At 70.5% G+C, this 19,935-nt stretch carries 17 protein-coding genes; 10 read left to right on the top strand and 7 right to left on the bottom strand.

All coding sequences use genetic code 11. The features are described 5' to 3' along the window. Nucleotides 1-750: a VOC family protein gene (locus H4N58_RS11590; protein ID WP_167250636.1), complete on the top strand. Its 750-nt coding sequence runs from the start codon at nt 1-3 to the stop codon at nt 748-750. A gap of 26 nt (nt 751-776) precedes the next feature. Here the strand turns inward: H4N58_RS11590 and H4N58_RS11585 are convergent, their stop codons facing one another. Next, nucleotides 777-932, bottom strand: a complete 156-nt coding sequence (locus H4N58_RS11585) for a hypothetical protein (protein ID WP_167003224.1) — start codon at nt 930-932, stop codon at nt 777-779. Between the two features lie 7 nt (nt 933-939). Further along, nucleotides 940-1,632, bottom strand: coding sequence for a phosphotransferase (locus H4N58_RS11580; RefSeq protein WP_167003222.1), 693 nt, complete (start codon nt 1,630-1,632; stop codon nt 940-942). Nucleotides 1,633-1,749: 117 nt separating this feature from the next. Between H4N58_RS11580 and H4N58_RS11575 the strand changes: the two genes are divergently transcribed. Further along, nucleotides 1,750-2,031, top strand: coding sequence for a hypothetical protein (locus H4N58_RS11575; RefSeq protein WP_167003220.1), 282 nt, complete (start codon nt 1,750-1,752; stop codon nt 2,029-2,031). 171 nt (nt 2,032-2,202) lie between these two features. Further along, nucleotides 2,203-6,912: a family 78 glycoside hydrolase catalytic domain gene (locus H4N58_RS11570; protein WP_167250638.1), complete on the top strand. Its 4,710-nt coding sequence runs from the start codon at nt 2,203-2,205 to the stop codon at nt 6,910-6,912. Nucleotides 6,913-6,935: 23 nt separating this feature from the next. Here the strand turns inward: H4N58_RS11570 and H4N58_RS11565 are convergent, their stop codons facing one another. Genes H4N58_RS11565 through H4N58_RS11550 form a run of 4 tightly spaced genes read right to left on the bottom strand, consistent with a single transcriptional unit; the run spans nt 6,936 to nt 11,250 of the window. Beyond that, complete coding sequence (locus H4N58_RS11565) at nt 6,936-7,907, bottom strand: SIS domain-containing protein (protein ID WP_167250640.1); 972 nt, start codon at nt 7,905-7,907, stop codon at nt 6,936-6,938. Continuing rightward, on the bottom strand, nt 7,907-9,274 hold the full coding sequence (locus tag H4N58_RS11560) for a hypothetical protein (protein ID WP_208322895.1): 1,368 nt from the start codon (nt 9,272-9,274) through the stop codon (nt 7,907-7,909). The genes H4N58_RS11565 and H4N58_RS11560 overlap by 1 nt, the downstream gene beginning before the upstream one ends. Further along, nucleotides 9,243-10,616, bottom strand: coding sequence for a glycosyltransferase (locus H4N58_RS11555; protein ID WP_167250642.1), 1,374 nt, complete (start codon nt 10,614-10,616; stop codon nt 9,243-9,245). Before H4N58_RS11555 ends, H4N58_RS11560 begins: the two co-directional genes overlap by 32 nt. After that, nucleotides 10,609-11,250 (bottom strand): TetR/AcrR family transcriptional regulator, encoded by a 642-nt coding sequence (locus tag H4N58_RS11550; protein ID WP_167003213.1) that lies wholly within the window; start codon nt 11,248-11,250, stop codon nt 10,609-10,611. Before H4N58_RS11550 ends, H4N58_RS11555 begins: the two co-directional genes overlap by 8 nt. 200 nt (nt 11,251-11,450) lie before the next feature. On the opposite strand from H4N58_RS11550, the gene H4N58_RS11545 reads away from it, so the two are divergent. From H4N58_RS11545 to H4N58_RS11515, 7 genes are all read left to right on the top strand, one after another. After that, complete coding sequence (locus tag H4N58_RS11545) at nt 11,451-12,566, top strand: spermidine/putrescine ABC transporter substrate-binding protein (protein ID WP_167003211.1); 1,116 nt, start codon at nt 11,451-11,453, stop codon at nt 12,564-12,566. Then, nucleotides 12,566-13,465, top strand: coding sequence for an ABC transporter permease (locus H4N58_RS11540; RefSeq protein WP_208322346.1), 900 nt, complete (start codon nt 12,566-12,568; stop codon nt 13,463-13,465). Before H4N58_RS11545 ends, H4N58_RS11540 begins: the two co-directional genes overlap by 1 nt. Beyond that, nucleotides 13,462-14,238, top strand: coding sequence for an ABC transporter permease (locus tag H4N58_RS11535; RefSeq protein ID WP_167003209.1), 777 nt, complete (start codon nt 13,462-13,464; stop codon nt 14,236-14,238). The genes H4N58_RS11540 and H4N58_RS11535 overlap by 4 nt, the downstream gene beginning before the upstream one ends. Next, nucleotides 14,231-15,328: an ABC transporter ATP-binding protein gene (locus H4N58_RS11530; RefSeq protein ID WP_167003207.1), complete on the top strand. Its 1,098-nt coding sequence runs from the start codon at nt 14,231-14,233 to the stop codon at nt 15,326-15,328. Before H4N58_RS11535 ends, H4N58_RS11530 begins: the two co-directional genes overlap by 8 nt. Then, nucleotides 15,325-16,719, top strand: coding sequence for an FAD-binding oxidoreductase (locus H4N58_RS11525; RefSeq protein ID WP_167003205.1), 1,395 nt, complete (start codon nt 15,325-15,327; stop codon nt 16,717-16,719). Before H4N58_RS11530 ends, H4N58_RS11525 begins: the two co-directional genes overlap by 4 nt. An 11-nt stretch (nt 16,720-16,730) precedes the next feature. Next, nucleotides 16,731-18,194 (top strand): aminobutyraldehyde dehydrogenase, encoded by a 1,464-nt coding sequence (locus H4N58_RS11520; RefSeq protein WP_167250644.1) that lies wholly within the window; start codon nt 16,731-16,733, stop codon nt 18,192-18,194. A gap of 417 nt (nt 18,195-18,611) precedes the next feature. After that, nucleotides 18,612-19,349, top strand: coding sequence for a D-Ala-D-Ala carboxypeptidase family metallohydrolase (locus tag H4N58_RS11515; protein ID WP_208322896.1), 738 nt, complete (start codon nt 18,612-18,614; stop codon nt 19,347-19,349). Here the strand turns inward: H4N58_RS11515 and H4N58_RS11510 are convergent. Beyond that, nucleotides 19,333-19,872, bottom strand: coding sequence for a hypothetical protein (locus H4N58_RS11510; protein WP_167003199.1), 540 nt, complete (start codon nt 19,870-19,872; stop codon nt 19,333-19,335). The two genes, H4N58_RS11515 and H4N58_RS11510, sit on opposite strands and share 17 nt — an antisense overlap. Nucleotides 19,873-19,935: the final 63 nt, after the last annotated feature.

Genomic DNA, 19,935 nt, shown 5'->3' with positions numbered 1-19,935 from the left:
ATGGAGAGTGCCGGGCGCGTCGTCGCCCTCAACCACGTAGGCATCAGCGTCGCGGACCTGGAGGCGGCACGCCGCTTCTGGATCGGCGGCCTGTCGGCGCACGAGCACGGGGCTTTCGGGTGGCCGGTCGGGACGGCCCCGGCGGACGAGTCGCTCGCGACCGAGGGGACGTCGGCCGAGGTGATCCTGCTTCGTACGGACGCCGCGTTCATGGAGCTCTTCGCGTTCGCGTCGCCGACCCCTGGCGTACGGAGTCCGGGATCGCCCGGCGTCAAGGGCCTCGTCTGGGCGGCGGTCGACCCTGACGCGACGTACGCGCAGGCGGTCGACGCCGGCGGTACCCCGTCGGGCGCGCGCCGCGTACGGTGCCCGGACGGCACGCCGGTGACGGTGGTCGCCGGCGACGGGCCGACGGGTCTCGTCGGTGTCCTCGTCCAGGTCCCCGACGCCGAGGCGCACGCACTTCCGACGGTTCCCGGCCCTGTCGCCGTCGAGGTGTCGGGAGGCGCCGACGAGCCGCGGGCCCGCCCGGTCGACCTCGGCGTCAACCACCTCTGCCTCGACGTCACGGACATCGACGGCGTACGGCAGAAGGTCGCCGGGACGACGTGGCACCACGACGTCACCGAGTCCAGCGGTGGCATCGCGGCCGTCTGCTACGGCACGACGAGCGACGGTGTCCTCGTCGAGCTCCTGGAGTCGCGCACGCCGGACGCGTTCCTGTCACGCACCCGGCTCGCGTACCCGTAGGGCTCGCCGCTGGTCCCGCGCGCGCCTCAGTCGCGCCCGCCCCGCCAGGCCGCGACGACGGCGGTGATCCCGGCAAGGCCGGGGAGCACGACGGTGACCGTCCCGAGCCAGACCGGGACGACGGTCTCGTAGGCCTCGCCGCCCAGCGTGGCGACCGTCAACCCGACGCAGGTGGCGACCACGAACAGTTCAGGACGACAGGTGCGCAGTGTCGCGGCGATAGAGCGCCGCGTCGTCGTGGAGGAAGGCGTCGCCCAGCCGTTCGGCTGCTGCCGCAGTGAGGTCGGCGAGCTCGAGCAGCCGTGCCGGAACCATCGCCGAGACCTCGTCCGCCTCCAGGGCCGGGTCGTACAGGCGCGCTAGCTTTTCAAGTCGCCGACGCCGCTGGCGGTCGGTGAACCCATCGCCCAAGTCGGCGGTCGAGAGCGGCACGATCCGGTACGCGAGGTAGGCGAGATCCCATACCCGCGGGCCCGGCGACGCGAAGTCCCAGTCGATGGCGCCGATGGCGCGGCCCTCGTCGAACACGAGGTTGTACGGCGCGAAGTCGTTGTGGCAGATGACCTCCGCGGGTTGGCGCACGGGGGACCGCCACGGTCCCGACCTCGGTGCGCTCGCCGACGCGTCGTGAGCCCTACGAAGGAGCTCCACCGTCGACTCGAGCGCAAGGTCTCCCCACACCCAGTCCGGCATGGGGTAGGCGGGGACGGTGCCTTCGAGGTAGGTGAGCCGTTCCCGCCCGTCCGGCATGATCTCGAGGGGCTCCGGGACCCCCGCCAGGCCGGCCGCGTTGAGCGTTCTCAGGAGCGCGTGGACCGCCTCCGACCACGCACCCGCCGGGCGTACGACCGTGCCGCCCTCCCGGGTCACGTGGCTCCTCATGACCGCAGGGTAGCCGCCGTCCGTACCGGCGGGTTGTCCACCCAGCGGACACTCGCTTGAACGCGGGCGCATCGCGACGAACGGTGGGAGGACCTGTTCACCACGGAAGGAGAGCTCATGCTCACCCTCACCGAGAACGCCAGCGACATCGTCACGACCCTGGTCAACAAGCAGGTCCCCTCTGAGAACGGGGGTCTCCGCATCAGCGGACCGGGTGCGGAGGGCTTCGCCATCGCCGCCGTACTGGCAGGCGAGCCTGGTGACACGCTCGTCGAGTCGGGTGAGGCCAAGGTCTACCTCGAGGACGGCGCCTCTGCGGTGCTGGACGACAAGATCCTCGACGCCCAGGTCACGCCGGACGGCAACGTGCAGTTCCAGATCGCGGAGCAACCGCGCTAGAGGACGAAGGGCCGCCCGCACTCGACTCGGGTCGAGGGCGGGCGGCCTCTGCTGTCCAATGGTCGGAGCCCCGTCGCGCGTGTTGGCCGCAACCGGTCACTTCTGTTGTCCGCGTCATATCAGGTGTGGTTACGTTCCCTCGTTGAATCGTTTTAATTCCTGAGGAGAATCGTGCCGAAGCCCGCGTCGGAACGCCGACCGCTCGATCGGGGTCGTGTCGCTGCGGCTCTCGTCGTGGTGCTTGCCCTGCTCTTTCCCGCGCTGAACGCCGCCCCCGCGGTCGGAGCAGCACCGACCGCGTCGCCGAAGGGCGTGAAGCTCGTCGACCTCGAGGTCGAGAAGAAGCCGACGCCGATCGGACTCGATGTCGAGAAGCCGAGGTTCAGCTGGGTGATCTCGACGAAGCAACGCGACGTCAGGCAGACGTCGTACCGCCTGAGGCTCGCCACCACGGAGAAGCGCCTCACCGGCAACCGGACGAGCTGGGACAGCGGCACCGTACGGTCGCAGGAGTCGGCGAACGTCGCGTACGACGGTCCGGCCCTCGACCCTGCGACCCGCTACCACTGGCGCGTCGACGTCGTGACGAGCGCGGGCAAGGCCGGCGCGACGAGCACGTTCCGCACCGGACTGCTCGGAGAGACAGACTGGGCCGGCAGCGCGTGGATCGGCAACGAGCGCGTGGCGGAGACCGACTCGCTCGACCCGAGGGGCGCCTCGTGGATCTGGACCCCGGAGGCAACCACCCCGGTCGCGCCCGCGGAGCCCCGCGCGTTCCGCTCCACGTGGGACGCGCCGGAGGGAAAGACGGCGATCAGCGCCGAGATCCTCCTCACCGCCGACGACCTGTTCCGCGTCTGGCTCAACGGCTCGCTCCTCGGTGAGACCAGCGGCGCGGAGAACGAGTGGCAGCAGTCGCACCTCTACAAGGTCGCGCTGCGGCCGGATCGCAACGTCCTCGCCGTGCGCACCGACAACGGGCCCGGATCGCCCGCCGGCCTGATCGCCAAGATCCGGACGACGTGGTCCGACGGCTCGACGACGGTCACGACCACCGACACCTCCTGGAAGGCGAGCAAGCAGGTCACGGACGGATTCCAGGAACCCGGTTTCGATGACAGTGCGTGGGCGCCGGCTGTGGTCCAGGCCGCGTACGGCAGCGGCCCGTGGGGGAGCGGCGTCCGCCCGCCTGCGAAGAAGACCGCTCCTGCACCGCTCCTGCGCAAGGAGTTCTCCGTCGGCAAGAACCTCACTGCGGCGACGCTCTTCGTCGCGGCGGGCGGCTATGCCGACGTCAGCGTGAACGGTGCGCCGATCAGCAAGGATGTACTGTCGCCGGGGTTCACCGACTTCGACGACCGCGCACAGTACGTCGGCACCGACTTGACCGACCAGCTCCAGCCCGGCAAGAACGCGCTGGGCGTCGAGCTCGGTCGCGGCTTCTACGGGATGACCGGAGGCAACGTCTGGCGGTGGGAGTCGCCGCCGTGGCACGACGAGCCCGTCACCCGTGCGGTCCTGCGGCTCGAGTACGCGGACGGGACCACCAAGAACGTGGTGACCGACGACTCCTGGACGATCCACGACGGCCCGACGGTCTTCGACGACCTCTTCGCCGGCGAGACGTACGACGCGCGCCTGGTGCAGGACGGGTTCGACGAGGTCGGGTTCGACGACGCGGCATGGAAGCATGCGAGCGAGGTCGACGGACCGAAGGGCACGCTGGTCAACCAGCGGCAGCAGCCGATCCGTGTCACTGAGTCGCTGCCTGCCGAAGAGATCACGGAGCCTGCCGACGGCGTGTACGTCGTGAAGTTCCCCCGGGTCCTCGCCGGATGGGTCGAGCTCACCGCCAAGGGCGCCGCAGGCACGACGATCAAGGCGCAGTACGGCGAGAAGCTCAAGGCCGACGGCCGACCGAACTTCTCCAACAACGGAGGCTTCCAGTCCGGCTTCCAGACCGACCGCTTCATCTTGGCCGGCACAGGGGAGAAGGAGTCGTGGGAGTCGCAGTTCTCCTACAAGGGCTTCCAGTACGTCGAGGTCACCGGGTGGCCGGGCGACGAAGCACCGCCGCTCAGCGCGTTCACGGCCAAGGCGGTGCACACCGACGCCGCGGAGACCGGGTCGTTCGAGAGCTCCAGCCGGATCATGAACGACGTGCACCGTGCTGTCGTCGACACGCTCAAGAACAACATCCACGGGATCCCGACCGACACCCCGATGTTCGAGAAGAACGGGTGGACCGGTGACGCGGCCGTCGGCGCCGAGATGTTCATGATGAACCTCGACGTCCACGAGCTCTTCGCCAAGTGGACGACCGACATGAACGACACCCGCGACGCCGAGGGCGCGCCGATGGTGATCGCGCCGAGCTCCGGCAGCTGGGGGGAGTGGGGCGTCGCGCCGCCGTGGCACTCCGCGTACGTGATGATCCCGTGGTGGCTCTATCAGTACGGCGGAGACACCCGCACGCTCACCCACTACTACGACGGCATGAAGAAGTACGTCGACCTCGAGTTCGGTCGCTCCGCGGACGGGCTCGTGACCAATCCCCGCCTGGGTGACTGGGTGAGCCCTGAGGCGAGCCCAGCCGGTGGCAACGCACCCGAGGACACGCGGGTCTCGGGTACGGCGTACCTGTACGCGATGCTGACGTCGATGGAGCGCTCGGCCCGGTTCCTCGGCAAGGACGCCGATGCCGACGCCTTCGCGAAGAACGCCGCCGTCGTGAAGAAGACCTTCAACGACCGCTTCCTCGACCGCGCCGCCGGCTCTTACCGCGGCAACGGCGACCGCGGCTACCGACAGACGCACAACGTGCTCGCGCTCGCGTTCGGGCTGGCCCCGGACGAGGCGACCGCGAAGACGGCCGCGGCAAGCATCGTCGCTGACGTCAAGGACAAGGGCATGCACCTCAACACGGGTGTGCTCGGCACGAAGTACCTCTTGCCGGTCCTCACCGACCACGGTTACGCCGACATCGCGTACGAGCTCGCCACGCAGACGACGTATCCCAGCTGGGGCTTCATGACCGAGAACGGCGGCACGTCGATGTGGGAGCACTGGGCGCTCGACGCCCGGTCCCGCGGCCACTACTTCCTTGGCACGGTCGACGACTGGTATTACCACGACGTAGCGGGCATCAGCCCGTCGGAGGAGACCGGCTACCGCAACGTCTCCATCGCCCCGGCGGTCACCGACAAGATGGACTGGGCACGCGCCTCGACCAAGACGCCGTACGGTCCGGTCAGCAACAGCTGGCGGCGCAGCGGCGACCGCCTCACGATGGATGTCGACGTGCCGGTCGGCTCCACCGCGACCGTGCGCATCCCTGCCGCGAACGCGCTCGCCGTCACCGAGGGAGGGCGTGCGGTCGCCGACGCCGAGGGTGTCCATGACGTGTCGTACGCCGGCGGCGACGTCGTCGTCGAGGTCGGCTCCGGCTCGTACGCGTTCGTCTCCGACGATCAGGCCGGCCTCGTCGGGGACGTGAAGGACCGCATCGGGGAGCTGCGGACGAGCCTGCGCGACGTCAGTGGTGGGCGTGCGGCGATGCTCGCGCTTGCCCGCGTCGCGGCGTCCGGCGCGGACGCCTCCGCCACGGCGGCTCTTGCGCATGCCCGTCAGGACCGCGACGAGAAGGCGGCCGACGCGCTCGTCCTCGCGCACCACGCCCTGAAGCCGCTCGACCACCTGATCGCCTCGGCGGGTCTGTCGGACAGCGACGAGCAGAAGGTACGCGCGGCGCTCGAGGGCGCGCGCGGCGCCACATCCGTCGCCGTGGCGGACCTGCTCGAGCTGTCGTTCCGCGCGACGGCACCGGACACCGCCGTACGACCCGGTGACGACGTCGCCGTGACAGTGACGGCGAGCAACGGCGGGCGGCGTCAGTCGAGCGACATCACCGCCTCTGCTGTCGAGCTGCCTGACGGGTGGGCAGCCGGGAAGCCGGTGACGCTCGCGAAGAAGCTCGCCCCGGGCGAGCAGAAGAGCACGGACCTCACCGTCACCGTCGACGAGGAGCAGAAGCCGGCCTCGGTCACGGCGTCGGCACGGGTCGGCTTCGTGGTCTCCGGCGCACACCTGGCGGTCTCGAAGCGCTTCACGGTCGGTGTCGCCTCTCCGGTCGCGCTGGACGAAGTCGTCGTGACGCCGAGCGAGGTCCGCCCCGGTGGGGAGGCAACGGTGACCACGCGCGTCCGCAACCTGGGCCGGGTGCCCGTCACCGGCTCGGTCGAGGTCGGGGTCCCGAAGGGCTGGACCGTGCCGGAGCCCGTGGACGTCGAGGTGGCAGCGGGTGGCGAGGAGACGGTGTCGCTGTCCGTGGCTGTTCCCCGCGACACCGAGCGGGCCCGCGCCCAGCACTCGCTCGACGTGGCGTTCACCCGCGACGGCGAGAAGCTCGCCACCGGCAGCGGGACGGCGGTGGTCGTGATCGATCCGTCGGTCGCGGATGCGATCGACCACGTCGACCTCGGGGCGGCGTCCTCGGAGCAGGCGCACGGTCTGACGGCATCCAGCTCGTCCGGAACGAGCAACGAGGCAGGGCTGACGCGGCGGTACGCGGGTCACCTCACGCCGTTCTCGCACTTCGCGTTCGACCTCGAGATCGAGCCCGGCAAACCGTTCGTGCTCCGCGCGGTCGAGACGTACGACCGAGCGCAGACCAAGCGCTACAAGGTCTACGTCGACGGCGAGGAAGTACTGCTGCGGACGCACCAGCGCACCGTGGGCGCCGGCACCGAGACGCACGAGGTCGTCGTGCCGGCAGCGCTGGCCGCGGCGGACGGGACCGTGCGTGTGAAGTTCGAGAACCAGGACGACCCGGCGTACTACGACCCCTCGATCGCCGACGTCTGGTCGCGACCGCTCGGGTAGGGCGGCGCGGCGCAGGCCTACACCTAGGCCTGCGCCTGCGCTTGCCACCGCCGTGCGGCGACGAGCTCCATCACGAGCGTCTCGCTCAGCAGCCGCACGTCGTCGTCCTCGTCGCCACGGAAGCGCACGGCCACGGTGGCCGTCGGGAGGTCCTCGCCGACGGACACGATCGTCGTGCCCCGGGGGTCGGTCCACTCGCGTACGCCGTCGATCCAGCGGGAGCCGCCGAACAGGACGAGCCGGTAGTCGGTGTTCTTCGTCAGATAGACGTCGACGTGCGCCCAGTCGCCGGTCTCGCAGCCGATCGCCGCGAGACGCGGGCCTTCACGCAGCATGAGCGCCGACTGCTGCGCCGAGCTGAGCCGCCGTGCCGGTGCCGCGAGGTGCGTGCCGTCGGGGCCGAGCGCCGCCTCCGTCACCGCAGGCAGCCACGCGGACTCGCGGTCGAGCAGGTCTGCCGAGGCGTCGGCAGCAGCACGGACGGTCGCGGCCGGCATCACGGTGCCGCTCAGCCCCGCCTCGAGCGCGAGGAACAGCGCGAGCGTGTGCTGGAACGACCGGCACGCGACACCGCCGTGCTCCGGGCCGGCCAGCATCGGGACAACGACGTCCGCGCGCTCGGCCAGTGCCGACGACTCGACGTTGGTCACGCCCACCACCCGGGCGCCGGAGTCTGCGATGCGGTCGAGCGCGTCGAGGGTCTCCCGCGACCCGCCGGAGGCCGACACCGCGACCACGGTCGTCCCAGGCCCCGTACGGGGAAGCAGATCGCTGCTCGCCAGCTCCGCGACGGCGCGGACTCCCCGTGCGCGCAGCCGTGCCGCGGCGACGCTCGACGCGTAGTGCGAGGACCCCATGCCCACGAAGACGAGGTCGGCCGACCGCGCATCGAGGCCGACCGGCGCCCACGGGTCGTCGTGCTCCAGCGCAGCGGCGAGCTCGGCCAGTCGCGCGGGCTTCTCCGCGAGGTCGGCGGCGAACGCGTCGGGGTTCATCAGGCAGGACCATCCTTCTTGGCGGCAACAACGGTGGAGTCTTCGTAGCGGTCACGCACGGCGCGGTCGGGCACGTAGCGCCAGTGCGGGAGGTGCCGTCCCGCGTACACGTACTCGCGGCACACCTGACGCATTCTCATGGGCACGAGCAGGCGCTCGTCGAGGAGGTCCCCGCGTCCGGCCGCATCGAGGGTCGCGCGGTAGGAGGACAGGAACGCCTCGACCGCCGTCGTACGCCAGCGTTGGACTGCCGCCGGGTCGACGCCGGGCGTGCGGTGCCGCACCACGTACGCGACGTGGTCAAGGCTCTGCGCCATCCCGGCGACGTCGACCGCCGCGGGCTGCGGTGCGAGGCGTTCGGCTGGAGTCGCGACGGGGTTCCCGTCGAAGTCGGTCACGCGGTACGCCCCATCGGTGCCGTGCAGGACCTGACCGACGTGGAGGTCGCCGTGGATCGGGACGAGAGGGGTGCCGGCGGCGTGAGCGAGCGCGCCGAGGTCGCTCCGCAGTGCGTCAGCGTGGCGCTCAAGGCGCACGCGCTCTGCGCCGTCCATGAGGGCCAGCGCGTCGTCCAGGGTCGCGAGGGCCTCGGCGTGCCACGCCGCGGCGTGCTCGGCATCGGCAACCGGGGGAGAGGAGTCAGCAAGCCCAAGGTGCATCGCCGCGACGATCCCGCCGAGGGCAGCGCCGGGTGCGGTCGCGGAGTCGTGGAGCGAGGTGGCGCCGGACGCGTAGGCGACGGCGTCCTGGACCGCCCACTGCCATCCGTCGCGTGCGTCGGGCACAAGCGCGGTCACCATCGCGACCAGGCTGGGCGGGCTCTCGGGATCAGGCTGCCACTGCACCATGCCCCACGGCGTCGGCATCGCGTCGAACCCGGCCTCGACCAGCCGTGCGACCCTTACGGGCGCCGGGTCTGCGTCGTCGCTGACGCGGACGACCCACTTCACGACGGCCCCGCCGTCCGGCCCGTGGACGATGACCGACTCGTTGCTCTGGTCGACGTCGATCACTCGCTCCGCGGTGACGGGATGCCCGTCCCACCGGGTGAGGGAGAACGCGCCGTCGGACCCACGGCCGAGCGCCTCGACCAGCGCGAGCGCCGCACCGTCCCCGGGCACCGCCCGCCGGACGCGGTCGCCGTCGAGGACGAGCGGCGCCGCGTACCTGCGACTGTCCGCGTCCTCCACCACGGTCAGCGTGACCGTCGCCGACAGCGAGGTCGCGGCGACCAGCGCGAGCGGGCCGCGGACCCGGCCCGCCTCCGCCGCGTGTCGCGCGGGGAGGACGTCGACCGGGTCCGCGGCCCGGACGGCTGCGGCGAGGTCGTCGATGTCAGGACTCCACGGCCGACGACTCCAGCGCATCGGCCAGCGTCGGGTCGGCAACGCGGCCGACGTGGTCCAGCCCGACCTTCTCGATCAGGTCCGCTCCCTTGCGCAGGCCGTCGCGCTCACGGATCCGCGCGCCGATCGTCTCCATCCGCGCACGCAGCTCGGTGTCGGCGAGCAGCGCCTCGACCGCGTCGACCAGCTCGGCGTCCTCGAAGCCGTACGTGTCGAGCCGTCGGCCGAAGCCGAGCTCGTCCACGCGCTGCGCGTTGTCGTACTGGTCCCAGAACAGCGGCAGCACGATCATCGGTTTGCCGAAGTGCAGCGTCTCGGTCGTGGTGTTGTTGCCGCCGTGCGTGATGACGAGGTCGACCTGCGGGATGACCTTGGTCTGCGGCACCATCTGCGCGCCGACCATCGTCTCCGGCAGCGTCAGCTCGTCGGCGCGCGGGCCCTTGCTCACGATGAAGCGGTGCCGGGTGGTCCCGAGGACGTCGACCAGCCGCTGCATGAGGCCGAGGTCGGCACCACCGAGCGAGCCGAGCGAGAGATAGATCAGCGCGGAGTCGTCGGGACGGTCGGCGACCTCGGTCGGCACGACGTAGTCCTCGTCGGTCTCGCGCACGCTGGAGTCGATCCGTGCCCACGTCTCGTCAAGCGGACGCACCGCGTCGTAGTCGGCCTCCTCGGGGAACACGTACAGGTTCAGCGTGTCGGAGGTGTGCAGGAACTCCAGGTCGGGCAGCGGGGGAGTGCCCTGCTCCTGGACCCAGGTGTTGAACGCCTCCCACATCTCGCGATGGGTCTCCTCGAAGCGCTTGTCGTACGCGTCCCACTCGGCGCGGTCGGCGATCGGGTAGCCGGCGAACAGCGGCGGCAGGTCGGCGCTGCCACGCACCTCCAGCGGGTTGCACGAGACGATGCGGACGAACGGAGCGTCAGAGGTCATCAGCGCCGGGAAGGTGACGACGTTGTCCTCGACGATGACGTCGGGCTGGTGCTCGGCGATGATCGCGCGCAACTGCGGCTCGCAGTAGACCGCGCCGTCGATGAGCGCCTGGTAGGTCGGCGCGACGAACGACTCGAGCTGCTCGACGGTGGGCTTGCGGAACTCCGGCGCGGTCTCGGCGATGAAGTCCGTCCAGAACTTGCCCGCGTCCTCCTCCTCGGCCTCGTCGGCTCCCTCGGCGGGCGCAGCGAGATCGACCAGCGCCTCGACGAAGCCGAGCGGCTCGAGCTTGCCCTTCCACGACGCCTCGGCCGCGAACACGACCTTGTGGCCGCGTCCGAGCAGGATGTCGCCGAGACCGACGCACTGGTTCGTCGGGCCGTACGCCGACTCGGGCATGAACAGGATCGTCAGGGCGCGGTCAGTCATCGGTGGGGGTCCCTTCGTCGTCAGGAGCAGCCTTGGTGATGAGCAGGTTGCCGGTGGCCAGCCTGGCGTAGTCGAGGAGCAGCTCGCACGCGACCTCGTGGTCGATCGTCGGGTGCCCGGCCATCATGCGGTAGCCGTACGCATCCTCGAGCGCGACGAGGTTGCGCCCGATCGTCAGCGAGTCCTGGCGCAACTCGAACGCGCCACGGGCGGCGCCGGTCTCGAGGATCACCTGGTACATCGCGACCTGGCGGTCGTACAGGGAGGTCAGCAGCGCGCCGTACACGGGATGACGCCGCGCAGCGCCGCCGAGCTCGCAGAAGAGCCGCACCGCGTCGTCGTCGGCGTCGCTCGGCAGACCCGAACGGATCGTCCGGACCAGCTTCTCAGCGGGGTCCTCGATCGCCGCGAGCGTCCGCATGCGCTCGTCGTAGAAGCGCTCGGTGCCGGCGCGGTTCGCCTCCAGGATCAGGGACTGGACGTCCGGATAGTGGTACAGCACGGCACCGGACGTGAGGCCGGCCTGCTTGGCGATCTCGGTGAGCTTGACGTCGGCGCCGTGCGCGATGACCGCTTGCTGGGTCGCGCGGATGAGTGCGGCACGCCGGTCTTTCTGGCCCTGGGTCTTCGCCATCGGGCCCCCTTTGCGTCGTCATGCGAGTGGTGATTGTGCGCTAGCCTCCCATTGCTAGGCCGAAATTTGAAGACTTCTTCAGTGACGAATTTGTTTCGACCGTTGCTCTCGTGTTTCAGGGTCTTGTCAAGTACTCAATAGAGGTGCAAATGTGTCCCCCACCCGCACCAGGCGGGAAACTCGCACACCTGGAGCCAACCATGAAGGCATTCGCGTCCACCAGCCGCCGCGCGCTGGCCGCCGCGGCCGGCATCGCCCTCGTCGCCGCACTTGCGGCGTGTGGCGGGTCCGACGGGGACGACTCCGCGGCCGCAGACCTCGACCCCGACGCCGACCTCAGCAAGCAGTCGATCGTCGTGTCCAACTGGGCTGACTACATGCCCGAGGACGTCGCGACGAAGTTCGAGGAGGCGACGGGCGCCTCCATGGAAGTCACCAACCACGCCACGAACGAAGAGATCATGGCGAAGCTGACGGCCGGTTCAGACTCCGGCATCGACGTCGCGTTCGTCTCCGGGCAGTTCGCGCAGGCGCTCGCCGCCCAGGGGCTGGTGGAGCCGATCCACGACGAGCTGATCCCGAACCTCAAGAACCTTGCCGAGCCGGCGACCACCATGGCGTACGACAAGGGCAACGAGATCTCCGTCCCGTACACCTGGGGCACCACGGGCATCTGCTATCGCTCCGACCTTGTGAAGGAGGCGCCGACCAGCTGGAACGACCTGCTCGAGCCAGAGGACGCCTACAAGGGCAAGGTCACGATGATGGCCACCGACCGCTGGCTGATGCTCCCGGCGCAGAAGGCCCTCGGCTTCTCGGCGAACACCACCGACGAGGACGAGATGGCGCAGGTCAAGGACAAGCTCGTCGCCGCCAAGAAGAACCTGCTCGCCTACGACGACACCACGTTCTACGAGCGGCTCATCTCCGGCGAGGCCGTGATGGTGCAGGCGTGGGACGGCTGGTGCAACTACGGCACGACCGAGAACAAGGACATCACGTTCACCGTGCCCGAGGAGGGCAGCGACCTCTGGGTCGACACGATGGTCGTGCTGAAGACCTCCAAGAACAAGGAGGCCGCGCACGCGTTCATCAACTACCTCCTGGAGCCGGAGAACGGTGCGTGGGCAGCGGAGAACATCCTCTACAACGTCCCGAACCAGAAGGCGATGGACCTGCTCCCCGCCGAGCTGAAGGCGCAGTACCCGCCGCTCCAGGTCACCGCTGACGAGCTCCTCAAGGGTGAGTCGCTGACCGATCTCGGCGAGGCCGCGACGCTCTACTCCCAGCTCGTCACCGAGATCACGTCGAGCTAGTGACCGATCTGATCACCAGCACTCCCACCGGGAGGGGCGCCGGCGAGCGCTCCTCCCGGTGGGAGCGCGTCACCCTCCTCGTCCCCGGGCTGGGCTATGTCACGGCGTTCATGGCCGTGCCGGTCCTGCTCGTGCTCAGCTATGTGTTCTTCCAGCGCGGTCGCTTCGGTGGCGTCGTGTACGAGTTCACGTGGGACAACTTCAGCCGCGCGCTCTCACCGACCTACCGGGCCGTGCTCGTCGACTCGGTCGTGATCGCGGGCTCCGCGACGATCCTCGCGCTGCTGATCGGCTACCCGGTCGCGTACGCGATCGCCCAGCTCCCCGCGCGGTGGCGCAACGTCGCTCTCGTGCTGGTCGTCATCCCGTTCTGGACGAACTTCCTCGTCCGGACGTACGCCTGGATCGTGCTGCTGAGCTCTGAAGGACTCGTCAATCGAGGCCTTGAGAGCCTGGGGGTGATCGAGGACCCGATCACGCTGCTCTACACCCGTGGGGCGGTCGTCGTCGGTCTCGTCTACGCCTACCTGCCTCTGATGATCCTGCCGTTGTACGCATCGATCTCGAAGCTCGACCCCGAGCTGCGCGAGGCGGCGACGAACCTCGGCGCGAGCCGGTTCCGCGTGTTCCGTACGATCACCTGGCCGCTGACCCTGCCCGGTGCGCTGACCGGCTGCATCTTCGTCTTCGTGCCGAGCCTGGGCAACTTCGTCGTGCCCGAGCTGCTCGGCGGCGGCAAGTTCGTGATGGTCGGCAACGTCGTGCGCGACCAGTTCCTCAAGGCCCGCGACTGGCCGTTCGGCGCGACGCTCGCGCTGGTCCTCATCGTGGTGCTGGTCGTGCTGTTCTTCGTGCAGTCGCGGGTCAGCCGCCGCGTCTCGACGGGAGGCCCCTCATGAAGGCACTGGGGTGGCTGCGCCTGCCGTTGGCGCTGTGCATGCTCTTCCTCTACCTGCCGATCGCCGTCCTCGTCGTCATGTCGTTCAACGGCGGGCGCTCGGCGTTCTCGATGGACGGGTTCAGCCTGCGCTGGTACGGCGAGCTGGCCGGCAACTCCGCCCTGCTGGAGGCGCTGGGCAACAGCCTCGTCGTCGCCGCCGGAGCGACCGCTATCGCCGTCGTGCTCGGGACCACGCTCGCGGTCGGCCTCGCGCGCTACACCCGGTCGTCCGCCCTCGACGCGTACGCGATGTCGCCCGCGATCATGCCCGACCTCGTGCTGGCGATCGGGCTGCTGTCGTTCTACTCGTTGATCTCCATGACGCTGGGGCTCTTCTCGGTCATGCTGGCCCACGCCGTGTTCGGCATGGCGTTCGTCGTGGCGGTCGTCCGCGCACGCCTCGCCCAGGCCGACCCGTCGCTCGAGGAGGCCTCGCGCGACCTCGGCGCGGGGGCGCTCACCACATTCCGCCGCGTGACCCTGCCGACGATCGCGCCCGCGGTCGTGGCCGGTGCCTTGCTGACGTTCACGCTGTCGCTCGACGAGTTCGTCATCGCGTTCTTCACCAACGGCCCGACCACCCCGACCCTGCCGATCTCGATCTACTCGATGGTCCGCTTCGGCGTGACTCCCGAGATCAACGCGCTCGCCACCGTGCTGCTGCTCGTCAGCCTCACGGTCGTGATCGCGTCCGCCCGACTGAGCCGACGTACGGAGGCCACCGATGAGTGAGACGCACGTGACGACCCCGAGCACCGCGAAGGCGTCGCCGTCGCGCGCGCCGCTGGTCGAGCTGCGCCACGTGACGCGCCGCTTCGGTGACGTGACCGCGCTGGACGACGTGAGCCTCACGATCGCCGAGAACGAGTTCTTCGCGCTGCTCGGTCCGTCCGGCTGCGGCAAGACGACGCTGCTGCGCGCGATCGCGGGCTTCGAGCACCCTGACAGCGGCGAGATGCGCCTCGGTGGCGAGGATCTCGTGGCGCTGCCCCCGCACCGGCGCCCGCTCAACCTGATGTTCCAGTCGTACGCGCTGTTCCCGCACATGAGTGTCGAGCGCAACGTCGCGTACGGGCTGGAGCAGGAGAAGCTGTCGAAGGGTGAGATCCGTCAGCGGGTCGGCGAGGTGCTGGAGACGGTCGGCCTGTCGGCGATGGCCTCCCGCAAGCCGCACCAGCTCTCCGGCGGCCAGCGCCAGCGGGTCGCCCTCGCGCGCGCCGTCGTGAAGCGCCCCAAGCTGCTGCTCCTCGACGAGCCGCTGTCGGCGCTCGACCGCAAGGTCCGGTCGCAGATGCAGCTCGAGCTCAAGCGCCTCCAGCAGGAGGTGGGCATCACGTTCGTCGTCGTGACGCACGACCAGGAAGAGGCGATGTCGATGGCCGACCGCCTCGCCGTCCTCGCGCACGGACGCGTGCAGCAGGTCGCGACCCCGGTCGAGATCTATCGCCGTCCGGCCAACCTGTTTGTCGCGGACTTCATCGGAGACGGCAACCGCTTCGCCGGGCGCGTCGTCGACGGCGGGATCCACGTCGACAGCGTCGGGCTCCTCCCGGGGCACCTCGTCGGTGACGTCTCCGGCGACGCCCACCTCGTCGTACGGCCGGAGGAGACACGCATCGGAGAGCCAGGAGCCGGGCTCCTCGACGGCCGGGTCGTCGAGACCCAGTTCTACGGCGGGGTGTCGACGGTCGCGGTCGACGTCCCGGACCACGCTGATCCCGTGCTCTGCGCGATCAGCGGCGTCTCCACGGTCGAGCGCGGGGCCGAGGTCTCGCTCACGTGGACCGCCGACGCTGCTGTCGTGGTCGGAGGGAGTCTGTGACGCGCGCCGCCCGAATCCTCGCGGATGCCTGCCCGCGCCCGTACTGGACCGACCGCACCCGTCCGTCCGGCGACGCCGATCCGCTCGTCGGCACCGCGCGGGCCGACCTCGCCGTCATCGGCGGCGGACTCACCGGTCTGTGGACCGCGATCCTCGCCAAGGAGGAGGACCCGTCTCGTGACGTCGTCGTCCTCGAGGCAGGGCGGATAGGCGCCGGCGCCTCCGGCCGCAACGGCGGGTTCGTCTCGGACTCCCTCACCCACGGGCTCGCTCACGGCACGGCCATGTGGCCCGACGAGCTCGATGAGCTGGTCCGGCTCGGCCGCGACAACGTCGAGGAGATCGCGGCCTTCCTTGCCCGTGAGGGCATCGACGCCGACCTGCGGCTGTGCGGCAAGACGGTCGTCGCGACGCGACCGCACGAGGTCGAGGCCCTCGCCGCCTCGTTCGCGACCCATCAGGAGCACGGCGAGGACGTGACCCTCCTGTCCGCCGACGAGGTGCGCAAGGACGTCGACTCGCCGACCTACCTCGCGGGCATGCGCGTGCGCAGCGGCGGTGGTCTCGTCGACCCCGTACGCCTGCTGCACGGGCTGGCCGAGGCGGCACGGCGCCGCGGCGTCCGCCTCCACGAGCGCTCGGTCGTCACGGGGATGAGCCGCCGTGGCGACGGAGTCACGGTGACCCTCGAAGGCGGTGTCGCGCACGCGCGCCAGGTCGTCGTCGCCACGAATGCGTTCCCGCCGCTGCTGCGCCGCATCCGCGCCTACACGATCCCGGTCTGGGACCACGTGATCGTCACCGAGCCGCTGTCCGACGCGCAGCTGTCCGCGATCGGGTGGTCGGACAACCAGGGGATGACCGACGCAGGCAACCAGTTCCACTACTACCGTCGTACGCCTGACGACCGGATCCTGTTCGGCGGCTACGACGCGATCTACTACTACGGCGCCCGGACGGACGCGGGCCTCGCCCAGCGCGACGCCTCGCACGAGCTGCTGGTGAACCACCTGTACGACACGTTCCCGATGCTCGACGGTCTCGGGGTCACGCACCGCTGGGCAGGGATCATCGACACGTCCACCCGCTTCACGCCGGTCTTCGGCACGGCGTACGCCGGCCGGCTGGCCTACGCAGTGGGCTACACCGGGCTCGGCGTCGCCTCGTCGCGGTTCGGGGCGCAGGTCGCGCTCGACCTGCTCGCACGCCGCCGTACGGAGCGCACCCGGCTCGCCGCGATCACCGGTCGGCCGATCCCGTTCCCGCCCGAGCCGCTGCGCTACCCGATCGTCCAGGTCATGCGGCACCAGCTCGCCCGCGAGGACACGACCGGCAAGCGTCCCGCGATGCTGCGTGTGCTCGACAAGTTCGGAGTGGGGTTCAACAGCTGATGGAGGAGACGATGGAGCCAGTGTCCGGAGCGTTCGTCGACGGGGTCGCCCGTGCCTCGACCGGAGACGAGGTCGTGCTCGTCGACCCGGCGACGGGCGAGGAGACCCTACGGTTCGCGCAGGCGTCGCTCGCCGATGTCGAGGCGGCGGTCGCCGCGGCATCCGCGGCCTTCGGCGCCTGGTCGCGCCGTACGGCGGGGGATCGCGCGCGGGTTCTGCTCCGGCTCGCCGACCTCCTGGAGGCGAACGCCGACGCGCTCACCGCACTCGAGGTCGCCGACTCCGGCAAGCCGACCGCCGTCTTCGCAGACGGTGAGCTCCCGTTCGCGGCCGACAACCTGCGCTTCTTCGCGGGGTCGGCGCGGTCGCTCGAGGGCAGCGGTGCCGGCGTGCTGAGCGAGGGCTACACGTCGATGCTGATCCGCCGGCCGGTCGGCGTCGTGGGCGCCGTCGCCCCGTGGAACTTCCCGCTCGTGATGGCGATCTGGAAGCTCGGTCCCGCGCTCGCGGCCGGCAACACGATGGTCCTCAAGCCTGCGCCGACCACGCCCCGCAGCACGCTCCTGCTCGCGCAGCTCGCGGCCGACGCCGGCCTGCCCGCCGGCGTGCTCAACGTCGTGACGGGCGGGGCTGACATCGGAGAGGCGCTCGTCGCGCACCCCGACGTCGCGATGGTCTCGATCACCGGATCGAGCCGCGCCGGTCGCGCCGTGATGGGCGCGGCGGCCCCGCAGACGAAGCGCGTCCACCTCGAGCTCGGCGGCAAGGCGCCCGCGCTCGTCTTTGCCGATGCGGACGTCGACGCCGTCGCGCAGGGCCTCGCGATGGCGGCGACGTACAACTCGGGCCAGGACTGCACTGCCGCGACGCGCCTCTACGTCCAGCGGCCCGCGTACGACGCCGTCGTCGAGGCCGTCGCCCAGCGGATGGGCGCGATCCGCGTCGGCGACCCGCGTGACGGCGCCACCGACATCGGCCCGCTGGTCTCGCGCGAGCACCGCGACCGCGTGCACGGGTTCGTGGAGCGTGCCGTCGAGGCGGGCGCCAAGGTGGCGTGCGGGGGAGTCGTGCCCGACGGTCCTGGTGCGTACTACCCGCCGACGCTCGTCACCGGCGCCGACCAGAGCTCCGAGATCGTCCAGGACGAGGTCTTCGGGCCGGTCCTGGTCGCGCTGCCGTTCGACACCGAGGAGGACGCGATCGCGCTCGCGAACGACAGCGCGTACGGGCTCGCCTCGTCGGTGTGGACCGCGGACGTCGCCCGCGCGCTGCGCGTCACGCACTCCCTCGAGGCGGGCGTGACCTGGGTGAACGACCACCTCCCGATCGCGTCGGAGGCGCCGCACGGTGGAGTCAAGGGCAGCGGGTTCGGCAAGGACATGAGCCACGAGGCCGTCCTCGAGTACACGGTCACGCAGCACGTGATGGTCAAGCACGCGGTCGTCGAGGCGCACGACTCGTTCCGTCCGGCCTAGCGGGGCGTCGGGGGTACCCCCGACGCACCCGCGCTCCGCTACACCTCTGCGGTCAGGTCCTCGCATGGCCGCGAGCCCGATCTGCTGCACGACGGGGTTGCCGAGCCGCTGCGTCTCGACACCGAACTCCGTGGCGACCTCCTGGGCGAGCTGATCGTACTCGCCAGGTTGTACGAGGCCGTCGACCTGACCACGTCCGTGCTCCCGCGCCGCAGATCGCCGAGCCCGACCGAGACCCGGATGTCGTCGGCCGCGGCCTCGTCGATCAACGGTTGGAGAGCACGGCTCAGACCGGGGAGGTCGCAGCCCTTCGGCCCGTGACCCAGCGAGTTACGCCACGGATCTCGGGTTGCCGACGCGGTGAACTCTCGGCATGATCTCCGGAATCACACGTCGACCGACCCCCGGAGGCACCTCGTGAACCGAAAGATCCGTCGCGTCATCGCGGCACTCTCCCTGCTCATCGCTACCAGCGTCCTCGGGGTGGTGGGCACGGCGTCGCCGGCCGCCGCCGACGCTTGCTACACCTGGTCCCGCGCGCTGTCCCAGGGCGCGACCGGCGAAGACGTCCGCCAGCTCCAGATCCGCGTCTCCGGCTATCCCGGTTATGGCGCCGTGCTCTCCCTCGACGGCAGCTATGGCCCCGCGACGTCGGCGGCGGTCACCCGCTTCCAGCAGGCGTACGGCCTCACCGCTGACGGCAACGCCGGCCCGCAGACGTACGCGAAGCTGTACGCCCTGCAGGACGACGACTGCACGCCTGTCAACTTCACCTACGGCGAGCTCAACCGCTGCAACAGCACCTGGGCCGGCGGCGCGGTGTCTGCCGCTACGGCGAAGGCGAACGCGCTCGTCACGATGTGGAAGCTCCAGGCGCTCCGGCACGCGCTCGGCGACCGCGCGCTCGGCGTCAACAGCGGTTTCCGGAGCACCTCGTGCAACAGCGCCGTCGGAGGCGCCTCGAACAGCCGCCACCTGTACGGCGACGCTGCCGACCTCGCGGCGGGATCGCAGGGCTTCTGCACGATCGCGCGGCAGGCGCGCTACCACGGGTTCAACCAGATCCTCGGTCCCGGCTACCCCGATCACAACGACCACATCCACGTCGCCAGCCCGGCCTCGCGGTTCTGGTCGGCCCCTACCTGCGGGATCTGATCGCGAGCGGGGTGAGGCCGGCGAGGACGAGCGCCGCGCCCACGGAAAGGAGGTCGAGGTCGAAACCGAGGAGCAGGAACCCGCCGAGCGTCAGCAGAGGCGAGACGATCGACACCCCCCGCAGTGGGCGTACGGCCATCGCCACCAGCGTGATCAGGCCGAGCGGGAAGAGGAGAGGGCCGGCCGCCTGAAGCGGATCCGGCAGCGGCGCGGCGTCCTTGAAGGAGGGCAGGAGGTCGCCGACGATCACCCACGCGAAGCAGGCCACGCCGAGGAGGCCTGCGGTGGCTGCCGCGTTCGCCACCACGCGTGAGCCGCCGAGACGAGTGACCTCGCCCCGCAGCGCCACGACGAGGACCCCGAAGAACGCGAAGCTTGCCAGGAAGAGGAGGTGGCCGACGTCCCAGGCGAGGCCGGGGCCGTGGTCGCCGTCCGCGCCGTCGATCAGGCGCAGCACGCCGTACAGGAAGAGCAGGACTGGAGCGGCGATCGCCGCGACGCGGAGGGCGGGGGTGCTCGGCATGGGTTCACTCTCCGCCGCCGGCGGTCTGCCCCGCATCGGGGGAGATCCGGATTCCTCCGACCA

Origin of the sequence: Mumia sp. ZJ1417, from assembly GCF_014127285.1 — a bacterium.
Taxonomy (GTDB): Bacteria; Actinomycetota; Actinomycetes; order Propionibacteriales; family Nocardioidaceae; genus Mumia.
The sequence above is the reverse complement of the archived record's forward strand: the minus strand, read 5'-3'. Positions and strand labels throughout refer to the sequence as shown.